The sequence below is a fragment of the Desulfopila sp. IMCC35006 genome (assembly GCF_005116645.1).
In the GTDB taxonomy this organism is placed as follows: Bacteria; Desulfobacterota; Desulfobulbia; order Desulfobulbales; family Desulfocapsaceae; genus Desulforhopalus_A.
Map to the genome: position 1 here is coordinate 56,338 of NZ_SWCM01000021.1, position 16,565 is coordinate 72,902.

20 protein-coding genes are annotated in these 16,565 nt (G+C 40.0%); 4 read left to right on the forward strand and 16 right to left on the reverse strand.

The features are described 5' to 3' along the window. Positions 1 to 12: 12 nt before the first annotated feature. The 7 genes from FCL47_RS22405 to mobC all read right to left on the reverse strand — a co-directional run bounded on the left by FCL47_RS22405 (position 13) and on the right by mobC (position 7,643). Positions 13 to 645 (reverse strand): DUF3780 domain-containing protein, encoded by a 633-nt coding sequence (locus FCL47_RS22405; RefSeq protein ID WP_205747411.1) that lies wholly within the window; start codon positions 643 to 645, stop codon positions 13 to 15. Further along, entirely contained in the window at positions 642 to 3,743 is a 3,102-nt protein-coding gene (locus tag FCL47_RS22410) for a DUF499 domain-containing protein (protein ID WP_136815950.1), read from the reverse strand. The genes FCL47_RS22405 and FCL47_RS22410 overlap by 4 nt, the downstream gene beginning before the upstream one ends. A 693-nt stretch (positions 3,744 to 4,436) precedes the next feature. Next, positions 4,437 to 4,994 (reverse strand): hypothetical protein, encoded by a 558-nt coding sequence (locus tag FCL47_RS22415; protein WP_136815951.1) that lies wholly within the window; start codon positions 4,992 to 4,994, stop codon positions 4,437 to 4,439. A 75-nt stretch (positions 4,995 to 5,069) separates the two neighbouring features. Continuing rightward, positions 5,070 to 5,294: a hypothetical protein gene (locus FCL47_RS22420; RefSeq protein ID WP_136815952.1), complete on the reverse strand. Its 225-nt coding sequence runs from the start codon at positions 5,292 to 5,294 to the stop codon at positions 5,070 to 5,072. A gap of 125 nt (positions 5,295 to 5,419) precedes the next feature. Then, positions 5,420 to 5,695: an HU family DNA-binding protein gene (locus tag FCL47_RS22425; RefSeq protein ID WP_136815953.1), complete on the reverse strand. Its 276-nt coding sequence runs from the start codon at positions 5,693 to 5,695 to the stop codon at positions 5,420 to 5,422. A gap of 86 nt (positions 5,696 to 5,781) precedes the next feature. Beyond that, positions 5,782 to 7,113: a relaxase/mobilization nuclease domain-containing protein gene (locus tag FCL47_RS22430; protein WP_136815954.1), complete on the reverse strand. Its 1,332-nt coding sequence runs from the start codon at positions 7,111 to 7,113 to the stop codon at positions 5,782 to 5,784. Further along, positions 7,110 to 7,643: a plasmid mobilization relaxosome protein MobC gene (mobC, locus tag FCL47_RS22435; RefSeq protein ID WP_136815955.1), complete on the reverse strand. Its 534-nt coding sequence runs from the start codon at positions 7,641 to 7,643 to the stop codon at positions 7,110 to 7,112. The genes FCL47_RS22430 and mobC overlap by 4 nt, the downstream gene beginning before the upstream one ends. A gap of 377 nt (positions 7,644 to 8,020) precedes the next feature. On the opposite strand from mobC, the gene FCL47_RS22440 reads away from it, so the two are divergent. From FCL47_RS22440 to FCL47_RS22455, 4 genes are read left to right on the forward strand one after another with little or no spacing between them, the layout of a single operon-like run. After that, entirely contained in the window at positions 8,021 to 8,422 is a 402-nt protein-coding gene (locus tag FCL47_RS22440) for a hypothetical protein (protein WP_136815956.1), read from the forward strand. Then, on the forward strand, positions 8,412 to 9,140 hold the full coding sequence (gene stbB / locus FCL47_RS22445) for a StbB family protein (RefSeq protein WP_136815957.1): 729 nt from the start codon (positions 8,412 to 8,414) through the stop codon (positions 9,138 to 9,140). Before FCL47_RS22440 ends, stbB begins: the two co-directional genes overlap by 11 nt. 30 nt (positions 9,141 to 9,170) lie before the next feature. Further along, positions 9,171 to 9,605 carry a hypothetical protein gene (locus tag FCL47_RS22450; protein ID WP_136815958.1) on the forward strand — a complete coding sequence of 145 codons (435 nt, stop codon included), beginning with the start codon at positions 9,171 to 9,173 and terminating at the stop codon, positions 9,603 to 9,605. Then, the gene (locus FCL47_RS22455; RefSeq protein WP_136815959.1) at positions 9,593 to 10,507 is read left to right on the forward strand and encodes a toprim domain-containing protein; all 915 of its coding nucleotides are present in this window, start codon (positions 9,593 to 9,595) and stop codon (positions 10,505 to 10,507) included. Before FCL47_RS22450 ends, FCL47_RS22455 begins: the two co-directional genes overlap by 13 nt. Positions 10,508 to 11,265: 758 nt before the next feature. On the opposite strand, the gene trfA is transcribed toward FCL47_RS22455, so the two are convergent. From trfA to FCL47_RS22500, 9 genes are all read right to left on the reverse strand, one after another. Continuing rightward, positions 11,266 to 12,267, reverse strand: a complete 1,002-nt coding sequence (gene trfA, locus FCL47_RS22460) for a plasmid replication initiator TrfA (protein WP_136815960.1) — start codon at positions 12,265 to 12,267, stop codon at positions 11,266 to 11,268. Positions 12,268 to 12,548: 281 nt separating this feature from the next. Further along, positions 12,549 to 12,962 (reverse strand): hypothetical protein, encoded by a 414-nt coding sequence (locus FCL47_RS22465; protein ID WP_205747412.1) that lies wholly within the window; start codon positions 12,960 to 12,962, stop codon positions 12,549 to 12,551. Between the two features lie 13 nt (positions 12,963 to 12,975). Continuing rightward, on the reverse strand, positions 12,976 to 13,224 hold the full coding sequence (locus FCL47_RS22470) for a hypothetical protein (RefSeq protein ID WP_136815961.1): 249 nt from the start codon (positions 13,222 to 13,224) through the stop codon (positions 12,976 to 12,978). Positions 13,225 to 13,282: 58 nt separating this feature from the next. Beyond that, complete coding sequence (locus tag FCL47_RS22475; protein WP_136815962.1) at positions 13,283 to 13,534, reverse strand: hypothetical protein; 252 nt, start codon at positions 13,532 to 13,534, stop codon at positions 13,283 to 13,285. 2 nt (positions 13,535 to 13,536) lie between these two features. Next, positions 13,537 to 14,163, reverse strand: coding sequence for a ParA family partition ATPase (gene parA / locus FCL47_RS22480; RefSeq protein WP_136815963.1), 627 nt, complete (start codon positions 14,161 to 14,163; stop codon positions 13,537 to 13,539). 168 nt (positions 14,164 to 14,331) lie between these two features. After that, on the reverse strand, positions 14,332 to 14,622 hold the full coding sequence (locus FCL47_RS22485) for a hypothetical protein (RefSeq protein ID WP_136815964.1): 291 nt from the start codon (positions 14,620 to 14,622) through the stop codon (positions 14,332 to 14,334). Positions 14,623 to 14,703: 81 nt separating this feature from the next. After that, positions 14,704 to 15,078 carry a hypothetical protein gene (locus FCL47_RS22490; protein ID WP_136815965.1) on the reverse strand — a complete coding sequence of 125 codons (375 nt, stop codon included), beginning with the start codon at positions 15,076 to 15,078 and terminating at the stop codon, positions 14,704 to 14,706. A gap of 180 nt (positions 15,079 to 15,258) precedes the next feature. Beyond that, on the reverse strand, positions 15,259 to 15,450 hold the full coding sequence (locus FCL47_RS22495) for a hypothetical protein (protein WP_136815966.1): 192 nt from the start codon (positions 15,448 to 15,450) through the stop codon (positions 15,259 to 15,261). A gap of 285 nt (positions 15,451 to 15,735) precedes the next feature. After that, positions 15,736 to 16,431 (reverse strand): DUF4942 domain-containing protein, encoded by a 696-nt coding sequence (locus FCL47_RS22500; RefSeq protein ID WP_136815967.1) that lies wholly within the window; start codon positions 16,429 to 16,431, stop codon positions 15,736 to 15,738. Positions 16,432 to 16,565: the final 134 nt, after the last annotated feature.

The following is a 16,565-nucleotide window of genomic DNA, read 5'->3' on the forward strand; positions in this document are numbered from 1 at the left end:
TCCTTTTTCGAATCAACTTTTCTGATCCGGTAATAAATCAAACAATCCACCAAGCTGCCGCCTACGCATTGCAGATTGACCACTCTCGGAAACCGGATTCTCGGACAAGGCAAAGCGGACTGCTTTGCGCCATCCTTTACCCTTCCCATTTATAGCATGCCCAGTACAGGCATTGGTCATGGTATAAAGCCACCAGCGTTCTTCAGGTACAAGTCCCAGCCAGTTCCTGATAGCGGTACTGATGAGAAAGGGATCACACTCCTCAATCGCCCAGGCCAGAAGGACCAATTCCTTACCCAGAGAGCGTTCGACCGGAATCTGCCCCGCCTTAACCCATTTAGCGGTCTTCATCCCCATGCCCCGCAGACGCCGGTTAAACTCTGCTTTGACCTCTTCGGCTATCTCGTCCCAGAAACGGCGAGGTAGAATCACTTTTAGTTGAGCATCCTCATCGTTGAAACTGAGCGGAATATCTTCACCTTTGTCTAATTGCTTCCATCTGAAATGCTCCGAAATAAACACCTCGGCATTTTGAGCGCGGGATGTGGGAATCGTCACCAGAAAAAAATGCTCACTCTGTTCCGGCATAAAGCCAAAGCCCAAAATTTTTTTCTTATTTGCTGCCTTTCTTACCTGTTGACTCACTGATTAACCTCACCGGGCTGCAACTTGCTTTTTGCCTCGGCAATCCAGTCAAGCAACTGTTGTCCTTTGTCAAACTTAACATGTTCAACGGTTAAAAAAATTTGGCTGCCATTCATGGCATTTTGCAATTGCTTCACCAGTTTTTCAAAAGCATCTCCATGCAACCCAAACGATTCGGCGCTCGCATAACTGATCTCCTGTGCATCGTCATTTGCCTGCACATCAATGGTGATACCATAGGCCGTTCCATGAAATTTTGTTAATCTTTCCATAAATTCAAAGGCGAACTTGGCTGTAAGGTTGGAATGACGGCGATGCCATATGAGTGGTTGGCCTGGATCAACCTTAACTTCCTTGGTTATATACTGTTTGACCTGTATCTTTTCCTGGGCCGATGTCACTCCATCCTGTTGGGCTATTGCCAAGATAAAAGGGCACTCTTCAGTAATAGGAAAAGGACCGTTGTAGGTCGCACCAAAGCCTTTTGGGTCTGAACCATCCGTAGTATATCGTATACTTCCTTTAGGATAAGCCTGCAGCTCAACCATCCAGTCATTACCCTGCTGGAATACCTTGTATTTAAGATTGATAGTATTTTTCCAAGTTTCGGATACCCCGGTGCTATGTGCGCCTGTTGAATCAACACAAAGGAAGGAAAGCTGCAGTTCCCTGGTCTTAAAATTAGTAAAAGATTCTATCCTGCCAGAGGCTGTTGTTGGGATATTATCTCCGATTTCATAATAAACTGTATCGCCGTGGACCGGCGTTATTTTCAGTGAAACCTCTCCTGTAGTTTCATCACGGCTGAGTCGTTGCAGGCGCACCTCGGTATCAGGTGGGGGAAAAGGCCCCTTGTTAATATACCCTCCTTCATCACGCCAGCGGTCTTGAGCAACAGCCGTACTTTTAAGAGTTTCCAATGCATCAGGCCTGTGAAACTGCCAGGTAGTGAGAGTTGCGGCCCTTCGTTTAACTTCTGACCATTGTGCAGTCTGCTGACCACCAAACAACCGTGCTTCACATTTTTTACGAAAAGTGTCGCTGGAAATATCGTTGGTGAATTTTTGCAATTTCTCCAAGGTGTCACGAATCAACTGTTCCCCATCGAATTGGTTGTCCTGAAACTGAATACGGCAATCAGTGGAGCGAAAACCGTTTTTGGATGGATATGATAGAGTAGTAAAGGTTTCCTGGATAGCGCTGCGCAGACTAAGCATGATCTTATCTTGACTGACCAATGCTCGCTGTCGCTGGGGATCGTTATCTGCCAATCGTTCTGCGTTAAAATCGGCCAGAATAGAGAGAACGGCCTTATGCTGAGCTGCCTGTTCAACTACACGCCCCAGGGTGTCATGACTGCCCGTGAGAAAGACAACCCGGTTTTTGTATTCGATGTCTTCCGCAAAGGTGTTCCACTCAGGGCTGAGTCTTGAAACGGCGTTTGGTTCTGTGGTCGGCTCCGTGATAACAAGAGTTGTCTTGTCCGCTTCAATGTTTACTTCGTCAATTCCGGGCAAAATCTCTACTTTCTGGTAACAGTAACAGTCTTTCATGCTCGGTGTAAAAAGGGTGGCGAGGTACTTACGCAACTCTTTGATACATGATTCCTTATTGTAGGATTCAGCGAGAGAATGGAGTTTGGCTGCCAGATTCTGGGTATTCTTGAAAAAGAGACGCCCATCCTGACTGGTGTGGAGATACCAGGCTTGTGTTGGCAGGTAATCAACAATACTCTTTTTGACATTGGAAATATCACGCCCTGGAGCACAGAGAAAACCCATAATATCACTTTCACGTAACCCATGGGTCGCTCCCGGGATATTGGCCAAGGATGCAACAAGAAGCAGCTTGCACACATCTTGTGCATCACTGTTTGATCCGAGCTTTTTGTCCAATTCTTCCGCGACGGAATGGCCTTCTTTGGCTATATCATGGGTAATGGCCTCACTTAGAGACGGGTTAATCGATTTTATCTCCGAAAAGACTTCATCGTTATTCAAGTCCAGATCGTATGGGTGTATCAGTTTGACCTCTTGGGCGCGACCTGTATTATACATACTGGAAACAAAAATGCGCATCATCCGGATAAGACCTCGGGTCTGCTGAAAACCGGGATTTTCCTTGAAGCGACCATAGAGATCACGAATGGAGAAATGAAACGGATATGACTCTATAAGCTGGGCAGCATAGGAATCCGGAGAGGCATTAGTGACATCCATCTCCTTGGCATCGCGCACGGCCTTGGCGTATTCATTGGCCACGGCCTTGATAGTCTCATTGTCGGGCAATTTTTCAAAGAGCCGAGTGCGCAGTATGTGATACAGCTCATCGCCATGAGGATTGACCGGCTCAATGCGCAATGCAGAACGGTTGGTTTCCTTTTGTAGATTAGCCAAGGCTTTATTGAGCTGATCTGTCCCACCCTCATAAGATGCCGTCAGGTCGGAAATAATGACACAAACATTTGTAAGCTCCGCCTTGTTGACAGCCACGAGCAGATTGGCAAGAGCAGTAGTCGTCACCACAGACAGATCACTGTTACCTATCTCACGGGATTTAACGTAATCCATGTATGGTGGCAGCTCATCCAGCAGAATGAGAGTAGGTTCCCCTTTAAGTAAGTTGATCCAGGCGGTTTCCCCTGGTGCCTGGAGCGGTGAGTAATAATCCTTGAACTGATTTTTTTTGCCTAACTGGTCTGCAAGAGCACCCCATATTCCAAGCGGTGCATCTGATTGACGGCCATTAAATCCTATAACTTTTACTGTGCCCAGCTTTGCCCCCGGCCCTTCCAAGCCAAGTACTCTTTTTCTCAATTCAGGCTCTGCCGCAAGAAGACCCAAAGCGATCATATTGTGAGTTTTACCACCGCCCATGGCCTGGGTTAGTAAAAAAGTAGATGCCTGATCACTGCTCCCATCCAGACGACTGAATGTCTTTTCCAACAAAGTTTTCATGCCGGAAGTGGTAAAGTTCTCAGCAAAAAAGCTTTCACCATCAATTTTACCTTCCAGGAGATCAGATAAATCGAGAACGACATCACGGCGATCTTTGTTATAAACACTCTGGCGAGGGGTACAGGCTTGTTTTAAGAACATAGCTTTATTAGTCTCAGTTATTATTGATGAGTTCTTGTTTCTTATAGTGCACTCGTAGAAGATCTCGATGGAAACAAATTACTGTCATTGGTAAAACGGCAACATGCCATGAAAGGGATTGAACATCAATTATTTCCCAGTACCCGAGGCAATATTCAATCCTATAGGGAAACACTGCTGCAGAGAAAGAAAGCAGTGGTCAATTTCTCCCAGGTCAAATTCACCACTACCCTGCCCAATGAAGCTTGCCACGCCACTTTGCAAGTTACCATCCCATCATCCCTCCCACGGTTGCTATAAGTGGCCAAAGGTTGAAGAGGCATGGTCCTACTTTTTTCCAGACCAAGATTACGTTGAGGCACATCGAGGTGCTGATGACGCACTTCATGAAGCGAAAATAGTATATGAACTTTATCGTCGCGATACTTTCAAAGTATAGGACCAGCGGGCTCATTTGAACAGAAGGATACGGTATCAAGAATTTCGACAAGGTCATAACCATACCTTTCTGAATGCATAGCCGCTGTTTTGATTCAACCCTCCTGGGCGATCTGCGGGGGTTACAACTCCCTACTCGTTTTTGTAGGGGAGCAGCTGTGATCTCGGCTGGGCTATTTTGATGCAACGTTGCTGCGCTTGACCTGCCGGGCAGCTTTATCGCCCGGTCATGGTCTGAGCGCGTGTTAGACATTTCTATATTTCGAGCTTCAGGTCAAAGGTACTTTTCAAAATGTTTGGTAGCCAGAATTCTTTCCATACGTCTTTATAGAATTTTCGGTTTTGTACGTCTGGATGGATAAGTTCAAAAATATCTGCTTGTTCAGGAATGAAGTTTTTTATAACTTTGGCTTGGCCACAAAGAATACAAGCCTTGGATTTTTCTATGATAGGCTTGTTTACGATAGATGCCATTTTGATGTAACAAAGGTGTTTTTTAGTTATTTTTTCAGAATCTAAAAAGTGATATGAAGCATTAAGGAAGGCAATACCTTCAGCAGCCAGTGCTTCAAACAACTTGATTGGAGTTGAATGTCTTTCCTTTACTGCAACTAAATTGATTCCAAGTGATGACAAGACGTGATACCCGGAACAGTTATCTCTTAATAACTCCCCCCATGACTCTTTGCAGAATGGAATGCCTACAGGTGAGGTAGGATACGGATCTCTCCCAACAATTGTTAAATCAAAGTTTTGTTTTTGTTCCAAAATCTCTTTATAGGCTTCTGGAAGTGGATGATATGAAATTCCCAAATTATTTACACCAATAATTCCGCACCCTGCGCGACCAGGTGCCGTGTTTTGATACCAATAATTTAACGGCCCTGGTTAGTCCCGGTCAGATCGGGAGCTGGTGGTCTGTTGCGGTGGTATCAAACCAACCGCTAGCCAATATCCCTCAATCTGGAGCTTTTCTTTCAGAAAATTTAAAAAATTACCCCAACTACAAGTTCCCGGACTGATGTTGAGATACTCCTTAATGATCTTTTTTTGCTCTTTAGGTTCATAAAGAGACCACTCAATAAACAAATCTTTTTCCTGCTCTTTGGTCATGCTGTTTTCTCCCGGAAGATTAAAAGTAATAGCTTTCACCTGGGAGTCTACAAGCGAATTCTTACGAAAATCTTACACCGCTGGTCAAGGCTTTTTCCGAAAAACAAAATCTGTCGCTATTTTAATCAACTGTTCACTTCATCACTCAACGACTTACCGACTTTGAATTTAACGTAATTTTTTGCAGGAAGTTCGATTGATTTTCCGGTTTGAGGGTTTCTACCTGTCCTGGCTTCTCTCCTGGAAGTAGAAAAAGCACCGAAACCAACCAGGGTTATTTTTTCTTTTTTCTTAAGCGAACTGGTGAAAGCATCCAAAGTACCTTGCAAGGCTTTTTCAGCTTGAGTTTCAGTGAGATTGGCAGATTTTGCAATGTAGTCAACAAGCTCTTTCCTATTCATAGTTATTCCTTTTGGCTATCTCGATTTAACAAAAACGGCTCCACATTCGCACTGCTAGTTTAAGTCAACGAAATGTTATGAACTAATTATAGCTCTCGTTCAATTTCTTTCACTGAAGATTTTTCTATTGATTTTTGAAATGTGTTTACCAGGGCTTTTTTAATTTCCTGTCTTTCTGAAGTCACTTTCGGCATATTAGCAACAAACTTCCGAATATCCGATGCTAGATTCTTGTTTTCCTCGTAGGTTACTTCATGATTTATTCCCCTATCGCTTGTGATATTTCTAGGATTGCTATTTCCCTCCCGTCGCATTTCATTATTGGTGGTTCGATCCCGTCCCAAGAGATTGTGTGCATCCGAGCGCAAAAACATTTCAGTCCTTCGGCTGTGCTGAACCAAATTGAAATCGGACACGTTTCGCAAGCTGGCGATGGTGCCGGGAGATGTTCTTTGTCGATACTTTTTAATATTGGACTGGTATAAAGCGGCTGCTCTTTGTCCATCTTTTTCGTTTCGGAGTTTTCTGTAGTCTGGTCTTTCATTAAAGGCCTCCTTTCCACCAAAGGTAATAGTTGTTTTCTCTTTCTCTAATAAATCGGCAACAGACAACCACGCATTTGTAATTTCTAATCGTCTTTTATTTATAGCTTTTTCCCAAGGTTTTTCTGCAAGAGGAACACCGTTTTTTTCAGCTATAATTCCATCTACAGCTTCCTTAATTTTGTCGGCTTTCACCTTTGAAACTCTTGGTTTGTGTGTTTTATCACCCCTCTCAATATGTCTTATCACACCGTGTTCGGCCTTTTTAGAAACACCTCTGCTGCGCCTAGGAGATGCTACTGCGTCAACACCTTGATATCGTAAAGTCTCAGCAAATCCTTCGCGCCATTCTTGCAAATCTGATTTACGCGGATTAAGTCTTTTACCGTTAAAACCTTTACACTTTACTGTTATGTGACAATGAGGATGTGGCTCGTTTGTATGAAGAACAAAAACATATTCGTGATTATTTCCGAATGTGTTTTTAGCAAATTCACGAGTTGCATTTTTTACTGACACCGGGTCAATAGACTCTGGCATTGATAAAACCATTTGCATGGTGTCTCTTTGATTTTTATGACGCTTAAAATTACCAATATCTTTGGCCCAATCTTCAGCTAACCCGCTCACCTCCTCTTTAGTTTTAAATATTTGGCCTTTTTCATTTTCCATTTCATCATCGAGCCTAGTGATATATTTAAGGTTTGCTTTTATATGTTGAGCGCCCTTAGCAAAACCCGTTATTTTCAACATTACTTCTGTTGAACCTTTTGCAACATGCGTTGCTGATAGCCTTATGTCTTTTGCAGTCTTTCTCTTTATTTTTACAGGAGGGTGAAGAGCTTTTGTAATTCCAGCCTCAATTATTCCCATCATTCAACCTCCCAAACGTTTTGACTAGCTCTTATCAGAGAATCGATAGAGGTCTTGTTTTTTTCAATGGCTTTAGTCAATTCAGCTAGCATATCAATTCGTACTGCTTCAGTTTTATAAAAAGATTCATTAAGTGTTTTGGCAATCTGATTTATATTCCTACCAATGGCGGCTAATTCCCTATTGCTCGCTTGTAGAATAAGTATCTCTCTTTCATTGTGAACAGGCTGTCTCAATAAATTAGATTGAACGAGAGCTGCAATCCACCTACTAAGAGCCATCTTTTTCTTCTCAGCGCGCTTTTTTGCTTTTTGAATTACAAAAGTAGGCATCCTGACTGTTATCCGCGCAAGTGTTGTGGTTAGTATTTCATCCGTTTTTTCCGATATTTTATGTTCACTTTCTTTATCGGATTCAATAATTTCACTAATAATAACTCTCAAAAATTCGGATTCTGACAGTCCTAGTGATTTAGTAGTTTTAACTACCTTAGCTTTTGTTTCTTCGTCTACAAGTGTTTTTAGTACCGGCATTTGTCATTTGAAAATGTAGAATTTTATTTGGTTAATTAAAGGTACTAAAAAGCGACTTAAGTCGCAAGAAAAAGCAAGGGGGGTAGGGAGATTTGGTGCATTTTGTACCAAATAGCGGCACAAACGCCTATCCTGCCCTACTCACTACCCCCCTTGCTTTCTCTTTTTAGTCTTTGCTTTTGCAGTGCATTTTAGATGCACTTTCGGTGCATAATACTTCATATAAAATACACATCAGGTGCGATATCAGTTCACTTTAAGGGCAGATACCTTCAAAAACAGTCAAATACAGTACATATTTATTATTGAAAAATGGCTTTATCTGTGATATTAACAACCATATTCTCAAAATATTAACACGAGGAGTTTAAAAACATATGGATAAACGTAAGATCACAGAAAAGCTTATTGCCCTATCAAAAGACAATTCAAAAAGGACAATAATATCCCAACTGAGAGATATCTATGAAACCATAGAAAACACTCTTTCAGCAGGAGTCTCGAAAAAAGCAGTAGTCGAAGAGCTTAAAAATTCAGGATTTGAAATAAATTTTAAAACATTCGATTCTTCCTTGAAAAGGATCAGGAAAGAAAGAAAAAACTCTGGCAAAGAATCATTACAAAAACAACCTCATATTAATAAAGAATCAAAAACCACTCCAAAAGAAAATCTAGTCAAACCAACCTTGAATGATATAATAAATGATAAACCAGACCTAGAAAAAATGTCTCGAGAATATAAAATTTTAAAAAAGGTTAAAACAGAAAATGAAGGATAAAAACATCACAGCCAAAGTGGCAATTATCAATTTTTCAGGAAATGTTGGGAAAACTACTATCGCAACACATCTTCTTTTTCCACGTATGGAAAACGCAACAGTATTTTCAATTGAAACGATAAACTCAGGGATCATAGAAAACGGCCTTGAAATTGAAAAAATGAAAGGGAAAAAATATGGTGATTTGATAAATGCACTTTTGCAAACAAATTCTGCTATTGTAGATGTCGGATCATCTAATGTTGAAGATTTTGTAAAAAACATGAGACAATTTGATGGATCACACGAAGAATTTGACTATTTCATAGTTCCCGTAGTCAAAGAAAAAAAAGCTCAAGTTGATACCATCAACACAATTAAATCTTTAAACAGTATAGGTGTCCCAAGCAAGAAAATATTAATTATTTTTAACAAAATGGAAACGGATGAGGATATTGAAGATGAGTTCATGCCTATCTTGCTGTTAGCCGAAAAGGAAAAGATGTTCAATCTTAAAAATAATGCTGTAATTCATCAAAACGAAGTTTATGAATTACTTAAATCAGTTCAGAAAAGTTTAGGTGAATTGAATAAAGATGAAAATGATTATCGAGCAAAACTAAAGGAAACAACCGACGAAGATGAAAGAGCAATATATCTAAAGATGATTACTCTCAAAATGCTTGCAAGAACAGCTAACAAAAATCTAGACAATGTTTTTGATTCCCTTTTTAGATAATTATTTTAATACCAATCAATAGGTTTTTAAATGGCTGAGAAAAAAGGTCCCAGGACAATAAGTGAAGCTATGTTTGAAGAGCTTATTGGTGATATAGACAAAGTGACAGATCGTCTGGAAAAAACATCTGTTGTCCTAGGAAATATGGAGAACAAACTTTTAGATACTGTTGATAAATTAAACGAAGCTGGATTAAACTACAGAGAAACAATAATATCTTTTACAGAAAAAGCTAAAAACGAACTTTCAATATATTTCGATAAAAACACATCAAAAACAGTTGATGAACAAAGAAGTATTTTACAGGAAGTCGTCAAACTCGCTTTTGAAAAAGAAATTCAAAAAAAAGAGAAGCCACTACCAGAGAGAAGAGCAACAAAACACATTACAACGCTAATTATTATCAATTTACTATTAACAATAATGTGTGTCATATTGGGATTTGAAAGATTTTGGACGAATTGAATTATTTTAAGAAAAATATTGACCTTCGGGAATTTGCTGCTTCACATGGCTATTTTCTTGACAAGAAAAAGAGCTCACAGACCTCTTCGGTCATGAGAAATATTGATGGTGACAAACTTGTAATGGCGATAGACAACAAGTCTTCATGCTATGTCTATTTTAGTATAAGAAACCCTCACGACAACGGCACAATTATAGATTTTCTCACAAATCGAAATCACGGAAACCTTGGCGAAATAAGGAAAATTCTTCGTGGTTGGCTCGGTATATCAACAGCTAAAAAAGACCTCCCGGTTTTTCAAAAACTCAAAGCTACAGACAAAGATACTCGGCAAGCAATTAGCGAGTACGAGCAAGCGGTACATGTTTCACATTCCGGGTTTTTGGAATGGCGCGGCCTGGATATGGTTTTGTTAAACTCGCCACGTTTCAAGAATAGATTTAAAATGGATCGCCGGGGAAATATTCTTTTTCCTCATTACAACCGAAACGGGTTGTGTGGGTTTGAGAAGAAAAATTATCACTTTACTGGTTTTTCTGGAGGTGGGGTCAAGGGACTTTGGTCTTCTGTTTGTTTTAAAGATGATCAGTGTTTAGTTATCAGCGAAAGCGCCATAGACGGAATCTCTTATCAAGCTTTGCACAATCTGCTTTTCACTAGATTTATAAGTATCGGGGGGAGCATGAACCCTGACCAGCTCGAATTATTATTTCTAGCCATGTGTAAAATGGAGGGTGGTCAAGTTCACCTTGCATTTGACAATGATAAAGATGGGGAAAAGATAGCAGATCAGGTGAGAGGTATTGCACCCAAGGGAGTAACTATATCAAGACCATTACCAAACAATAACGATTGGAACCAAGATCTTACTAATATAATCAGGCCAATAGGAAAAGAATAATAAAGCCCTCACCTCTCAATCTTCAAAAATAACCACCCTGTTACCTTGAGTATCATTTATCTAACCAGCGAGCTTGCAGGTACCACAACGGGCCGTTCAGGTGAGATTTCCTTTTTCCTATCGGCCTTTCTAAGAGAAAATCAAAAGTGTGCAAAAATTTGGATTTCTTAAAAGAGTGTCTGTTTCTTTTTTTGGGAGCCGTAGGCTCGAAGTGGTTTTTTTTTGCTGTTGTTGGTTGAGCAAGCGCAGCTTGCCACTTCTTGTAATTGTTAGGTTGCTTGCAACCTCTAAAAGATACTAAAAAATACTAAAAGATACTAAAAACAGACTAATAGTGTTGAATAAGTAATGATATTAAGATCTTCCAGATCAAATCAGGGGTAAAGAACACCGTTTCAGGGGTAAAAAACACCAAATCAGGGGTAAAGAACACCGTTTCAGGGGTAAAGAACACCGTTTCAGGGATAAAAAACACCGGCACAAGCTACTGAAGTTTATACTTAACCAGGGGTAAAAAACACCATAACAAGCTATAGAGACTCATATTTGCGTAAAACGCTACTTTGTGGTGTTGGTTCAGATCAGAAAAACAAGGGATATGTGCTTTTATATAAAAAAAACAAACAGATAAGGAAACACAACAAAAAACAAACAGCTCACAGTAAACAACTCACAATATCCAAACATTGCACAGTTATCTACTGTGAATATAATAAATATTAGCTACTTAAAAGAAAAACAGGGATAAAAAACACCACTTATTTGAAAATATGAACGAGATCTTTTTTATCTATCTTCCAACGTTTAATATTTCCTTGTTTTTGAAGCTCTGCGAGGGATTTACGAACAACTTTCCTTATTTCGGCCTTTGGTTGGTCTGTATTAAGATTAACAGCATTACACAGAGTTATTAATCCAAAAGGTACACCACCACCTGAATGGGTTTCCAAAAAACGATACAAAGCTTTAGCAACATCACCTTTCAGCTTGGCCCGTTTGTCCAGATTGAGACCAGTGGTCATATTTGCTCCATAGAGAGCAAGAAAATAAGGATTAAGGAAAACACTTACCTTCGTTGATTTTGGCGTCTGATCCACATTTGACAGAATGGCCCCGGTGATAGACCGTGCTATTTCGCGTTTCTCCAAATTTTCTGTTTCGTACAGTTTTGTATTAACAATACTACTTGCCAGCCTTTCAAGACCTTCAGCAATTGCTGTATATTGAGTTGTCCCTCTCGAAACCCCCATAATTCCGCATATTTCATTATAATCAGTTTCGAATCTTTCAGTTCTGTGTTTTTTAGCCAAGAAAAGCACAGCCAGCAAAACCGATTCATCATTAATTGAGAGTTTTGGGCCGGATACCGTAATAGTTCCCCATCTGTTTTCAATGACAAAATCTTTATAAAGCGGTCGATTTGACATATCGGCTCGTTTCATTGGAAAGAAAGGAGATGTCCGGGCAATTTCTTTTGGCATGAAAGCAAGCTTAAGTTGTTCTGGCTTACCTTGAGCTTTTAAAATATGTTCGTGTACTTCTTCAACAATGTTGGATAGATGTTGGTAGCCTTTTTTCTTGAAATCCTCCCAAGTAACCAGATCTTGAAAAGCTGCCCACCATTTCATAAAATGGGCCTTTTCATTAGGCTCAACACATTGAAGGGCTAGTTCAAATTCTTTTTTTTGATCTGTTCCGTTTTTTGCCACAGATTCACCTAGCGGTATATTCTCTAATTCTAGTATAGTTTTATTAGCCACGACGCACTCCTTGTTAGTGTCTGGTGGTGAGACACTACTGGATGTTGACGCATCCAGTAGTGTCGATCTGAGGCTCTTACCTACAACCCCAATATTTTATATATTTTCTCTTTTTGGTATCAAAAACTTTGCGGCCGGCACGACTTTGTGCCGTGTTTTGATACCAAGTAATTAAGAAACCAGGTTAGCGCTGGTCAGATCGGGAGCCGCTGCTCCTGAGTGGTGGTATCATCTCAACAAGGGGTCAAATTACAATACGTGTAAAAAGTAGGCACATCTTCCTAATAACCTTTACCACCACATTGAGTACAGGTTTTTTGGCTGTAGTTATCTTCATCGTCTGGATACTCAGGAATAAGACCAGATCCATAGCACAGATTACATGTTGGTTTTCCACGGTTCTCTACATGATATCTTTCCCATTGCTTCCACAATTCTTTTAAGACCTGATCACCATTTTTTAGAAATCTTTGCGGTTCTGCATCAAGTTCTTTTCGACCACGTATTACAGACAACGCAGCTTGATAATGGTCTTTGTCCAGATTGCACAGATCAACAACATTCAATTGATACGCTTCACCGTTGTATGCGCTTAACAAGACCTGAGCCGCCACCCTGGCCCCTCCTGTGTCACCTTGTGCTGTATTAGCTAGTTTAGAGATTGCCAGACTGTATTCTTCAGCATTAATGTCCATTTTTTTGCCTTTCTTAATTTGAGCAAAGTTTAGTCAATTCAAGTTCAGCCTCTGTTTTCTTTTGAATAGCACATTTTATGTTTTTAATTTCCCTTTCTAGCCGGGTCATATTTTGAAAAAACATGCTTCTTTCGGCCTGGATTTCTTGAATGTTTTCAATCAGCCATAGAACAGCCTTAGACTTCGCCCCTAATTCCAAATCTCTGCATAATTCGTTAAGAATTATTTCGTGTTTTTCTTCAGTCCGAAGCGTAAAACTCATAACTGCCACCCTCCTTATTAAAACACATAAATACATAATAATACTTATTATTATGTATTTAGTCGTATTTTATACCGTTCTTATCAAAATATTCTTTAAATAACTGCTCAGTTAAAAAAGACATATTACCATTTGAATTTTCCTTAATGGCTTTGAGCATACCAACGGGTAATTTCACATTTAAAGGTTTTTTCTCCGGTCCTGGTGGTCTGCCTCTGTCGCCCTTGGCCGCAGTGACGGTTTCTGCTTTTGTGGCCGCAGCACCTTTTATAAAATCCTCGGCTGATTTTTTTGGTTTTGGTATAGCCATAGTTAATCTCCTAATTGCATTATTTCGTGATAGACGGCTACAAGCTCTTCAGCTGCTTTTGATTTGGGGTCGTGTTCAATGACACCCTGGCCGGACATTAGGCCGTTCTTGAAAGAGCTTCTTGCACCCAACTGACTTTTTAAAATTGGTATTTCCTTTTTTTCCTCCAAAGCTTGGAGCGCTTCACGCGCCATGATGGTGTTTGGCATAACCATGTTAAGCAGAAATCTAGCTATCAGTTTATCATTATAAACCTTTGCTTCCTCTACAATCTCAAGGGTGGTGGTGGTTGCCCAAATATCATAAACAGAGGGCAAAACTGGAATAATGAGTATATCTGCCGCCAAAATAGCCGACCTAAAAATAACTGAATCCCGACCTCCAGAATCAATTATTATCAGATCAAAGTTGGTAAATTCCTTCAGATCTTTATGAAGAGTAGGGGTAGTAATAGCTGTTGCTTTTATGTCGTCTGCTTCTCGAATCGACCTGAAATTCAGACTCGATGCTTGAGGGTCAGCGTCAACCAGCAAAACCTTTTTATTTTCCTTTGCGGCCATACACGCAAGATTACAAGCAATAGTGCTTTTACCAACACCGCCCTTACTGTTCCCTATTGTAATTATCATAACGCTCCTTTTATTATCGACGCATTGATACGTATTGATATACACATTACTATATTAATACGTATCAATTAGCAATGTTTTTTTACATATTAATACGTATTAACTTGATTGTTGACAGCCAGCCAGAAAAACAATATTGTTTTAAGGTCTTTACTTCCTTAGTAGGTTTTAAAGACACCCCCCCCTGGCAGCTTTGGTGAGTTCAAAGGGGGGGGCTTGATTGTTCCTTCTTTTGCTGCTTGCCAAACGCTGTTTACTTGCCACTCTAAAAGTCTTTCGCCGCTCCACTGGGGCGAACAGATCGCGCCCGGTGTCCTCTCCTTTTCTAAAAATGGGTTTTTCATATATAACAAGACAGACAGCAGCCATATTTTGAGGACTCGATTGCAACCATTCTTCTTGGAGAGCCAAAAGCTTCTTTTTTTCAAGCTCATTAATGTCATATTCTAGTTGTGTCATTGTCTCATCCCTTAATATTCGAATTTTAGGAAAACATCTTTTGCCCTGGAGGATCTACCAGGGCAAGGTAAGAGTTAGCAGTTAAACAGCCCAAAAAGACATGTAGACATAACCGTAACTTCCGTTAGGGGTAGCAAGCATCCGGTATCCGTCTGTTTCACCAAAAATCATATCGGCTGAACTGCTGATAATTCCGTTTTTCTTCATGAACTGGTAAAGCTTGTCGGCAAGCTTGATTTCGACACACTTGTTAGCAGTTTGCTGGTCCAAGTCCTGATTGTTACCCATCCAAGCTACTCGGCCATTGACATACCCAAGGCTATAACGATCAAGAATCATTCGTGCGCCTACTCCTGTTTGAGAAGATGTAGGGAAAAAATATCCCCATTGTAAACGTTTTGGTTCTTCTCCCAATATCTCCGCTTTCTCGTCGTTGTTGATTAATCTAAAATCCATGTTTCAAATCTCCTTAGTAGGTTTTTTGTTTTGCTCTGGCAGCTTTGGTGAGTTTCAGAGCATCTAAAAGATATGATTATTTACAACTTATTAATACGTATATATCAATATTTATACGTACTAAAAGAGAAGTATTTTAATAAAGTATATCTCGGTTGCCCCGAAGGGGCTTAAGGTTGATTAACCCCTATCCATGTCCCAATCTTCCGGAAGTTCAAACATAGCCTTAACCACCTTCTTGTAATCAGACTCAAGACAAGAATCCACAACAGCTTGTGTTCTTGGGTGGCGGATCACAACCCAACCCGGTTGTTCTGAAACTTCAATACTAAATCCACAAAAATCATCGATTTGTTTATATGGGTAAGACATGGTGTTATCCTCAGTAGGTTTTTTGTTTTGCTCTGGCAGCTTTGGTGAGTTTCAGAGCATCTAAAAGATATGATTATTTATAACATATTAATACGTATATATCTATATAAACACGTATTAATAAAGAAGAATTTAAAAAAGATTGCCTCGGCTGGAACCTTACAAAAACATTCTCTAAAAACCTAAATTGGCTGATCTGGGCAGATAATTCAAAGAGTGAACAAACAATAACATTGGAGTCGGACGATTGGCCAAAATCCAATGTTATTGTGCTTTTAGCTTAGATTATGCAGTTGCGTTAAAACAAATTTGAGGAACCATAGATTGACAAATTTGATGATTGGAATTGAAAATACCGTCAATTTCCTCGACAGGGATATTTAATTCGTCTGCGGCCTGTTCTTTATTTTTCAGCCACCCTTTGAGCCGACCAAACTCAACATTCATTTTTCTGATAAATAGCTGGTTGAATTTTATATGTAAGTTGCCGTTTTTAAATGCTTTTACCTGCATTATATCGCTACCGTCGTCCGAAACAAAAAATTGAGACTTGTTACTTTCCCATAGTTTTAAGCGTGAACTTGATCGAGCAGTAAAACCAAGATTTCCACCGATTGTTAAAAGATCTTCAAGAAACCTATGTGCATCTTTATGGAGTCCGTTTTCATAATCAAAACTGTATCCATATCCACCACCCTCTATTGCAGAATATCGGTGCAAAACAACCCGCAACTCTAGACCGTAATGGCTCAAATCATCAGGACCACGACCAGAACAACAATAACGCCACTCTTCATTGCCCCAGGTTTTCATATTTGATTTATAAAGAGTAATGTTTGCCTGATCGATCATTGATTCAAACATTTTGATCAACTGTTTATCAATATACTGATTGGCGTTTTTAATGGCCCACACTGTTACGGCTAAAGCGTTTCCTTCGGTAAAATCAATCGACATATTAGCATGAAGTTTCGCAAGCATTGAGTCATGTTAGCGGCGGCGTGATAATGCATAAAAGTGGCGTTTTGAAAATGTTGATTTTCGATCGTTGTTTTCCACCGCCTCAAAAGCATGTCTGAGACGGCGGAATGAGTTTGGAGCTTAGATTTCCACCT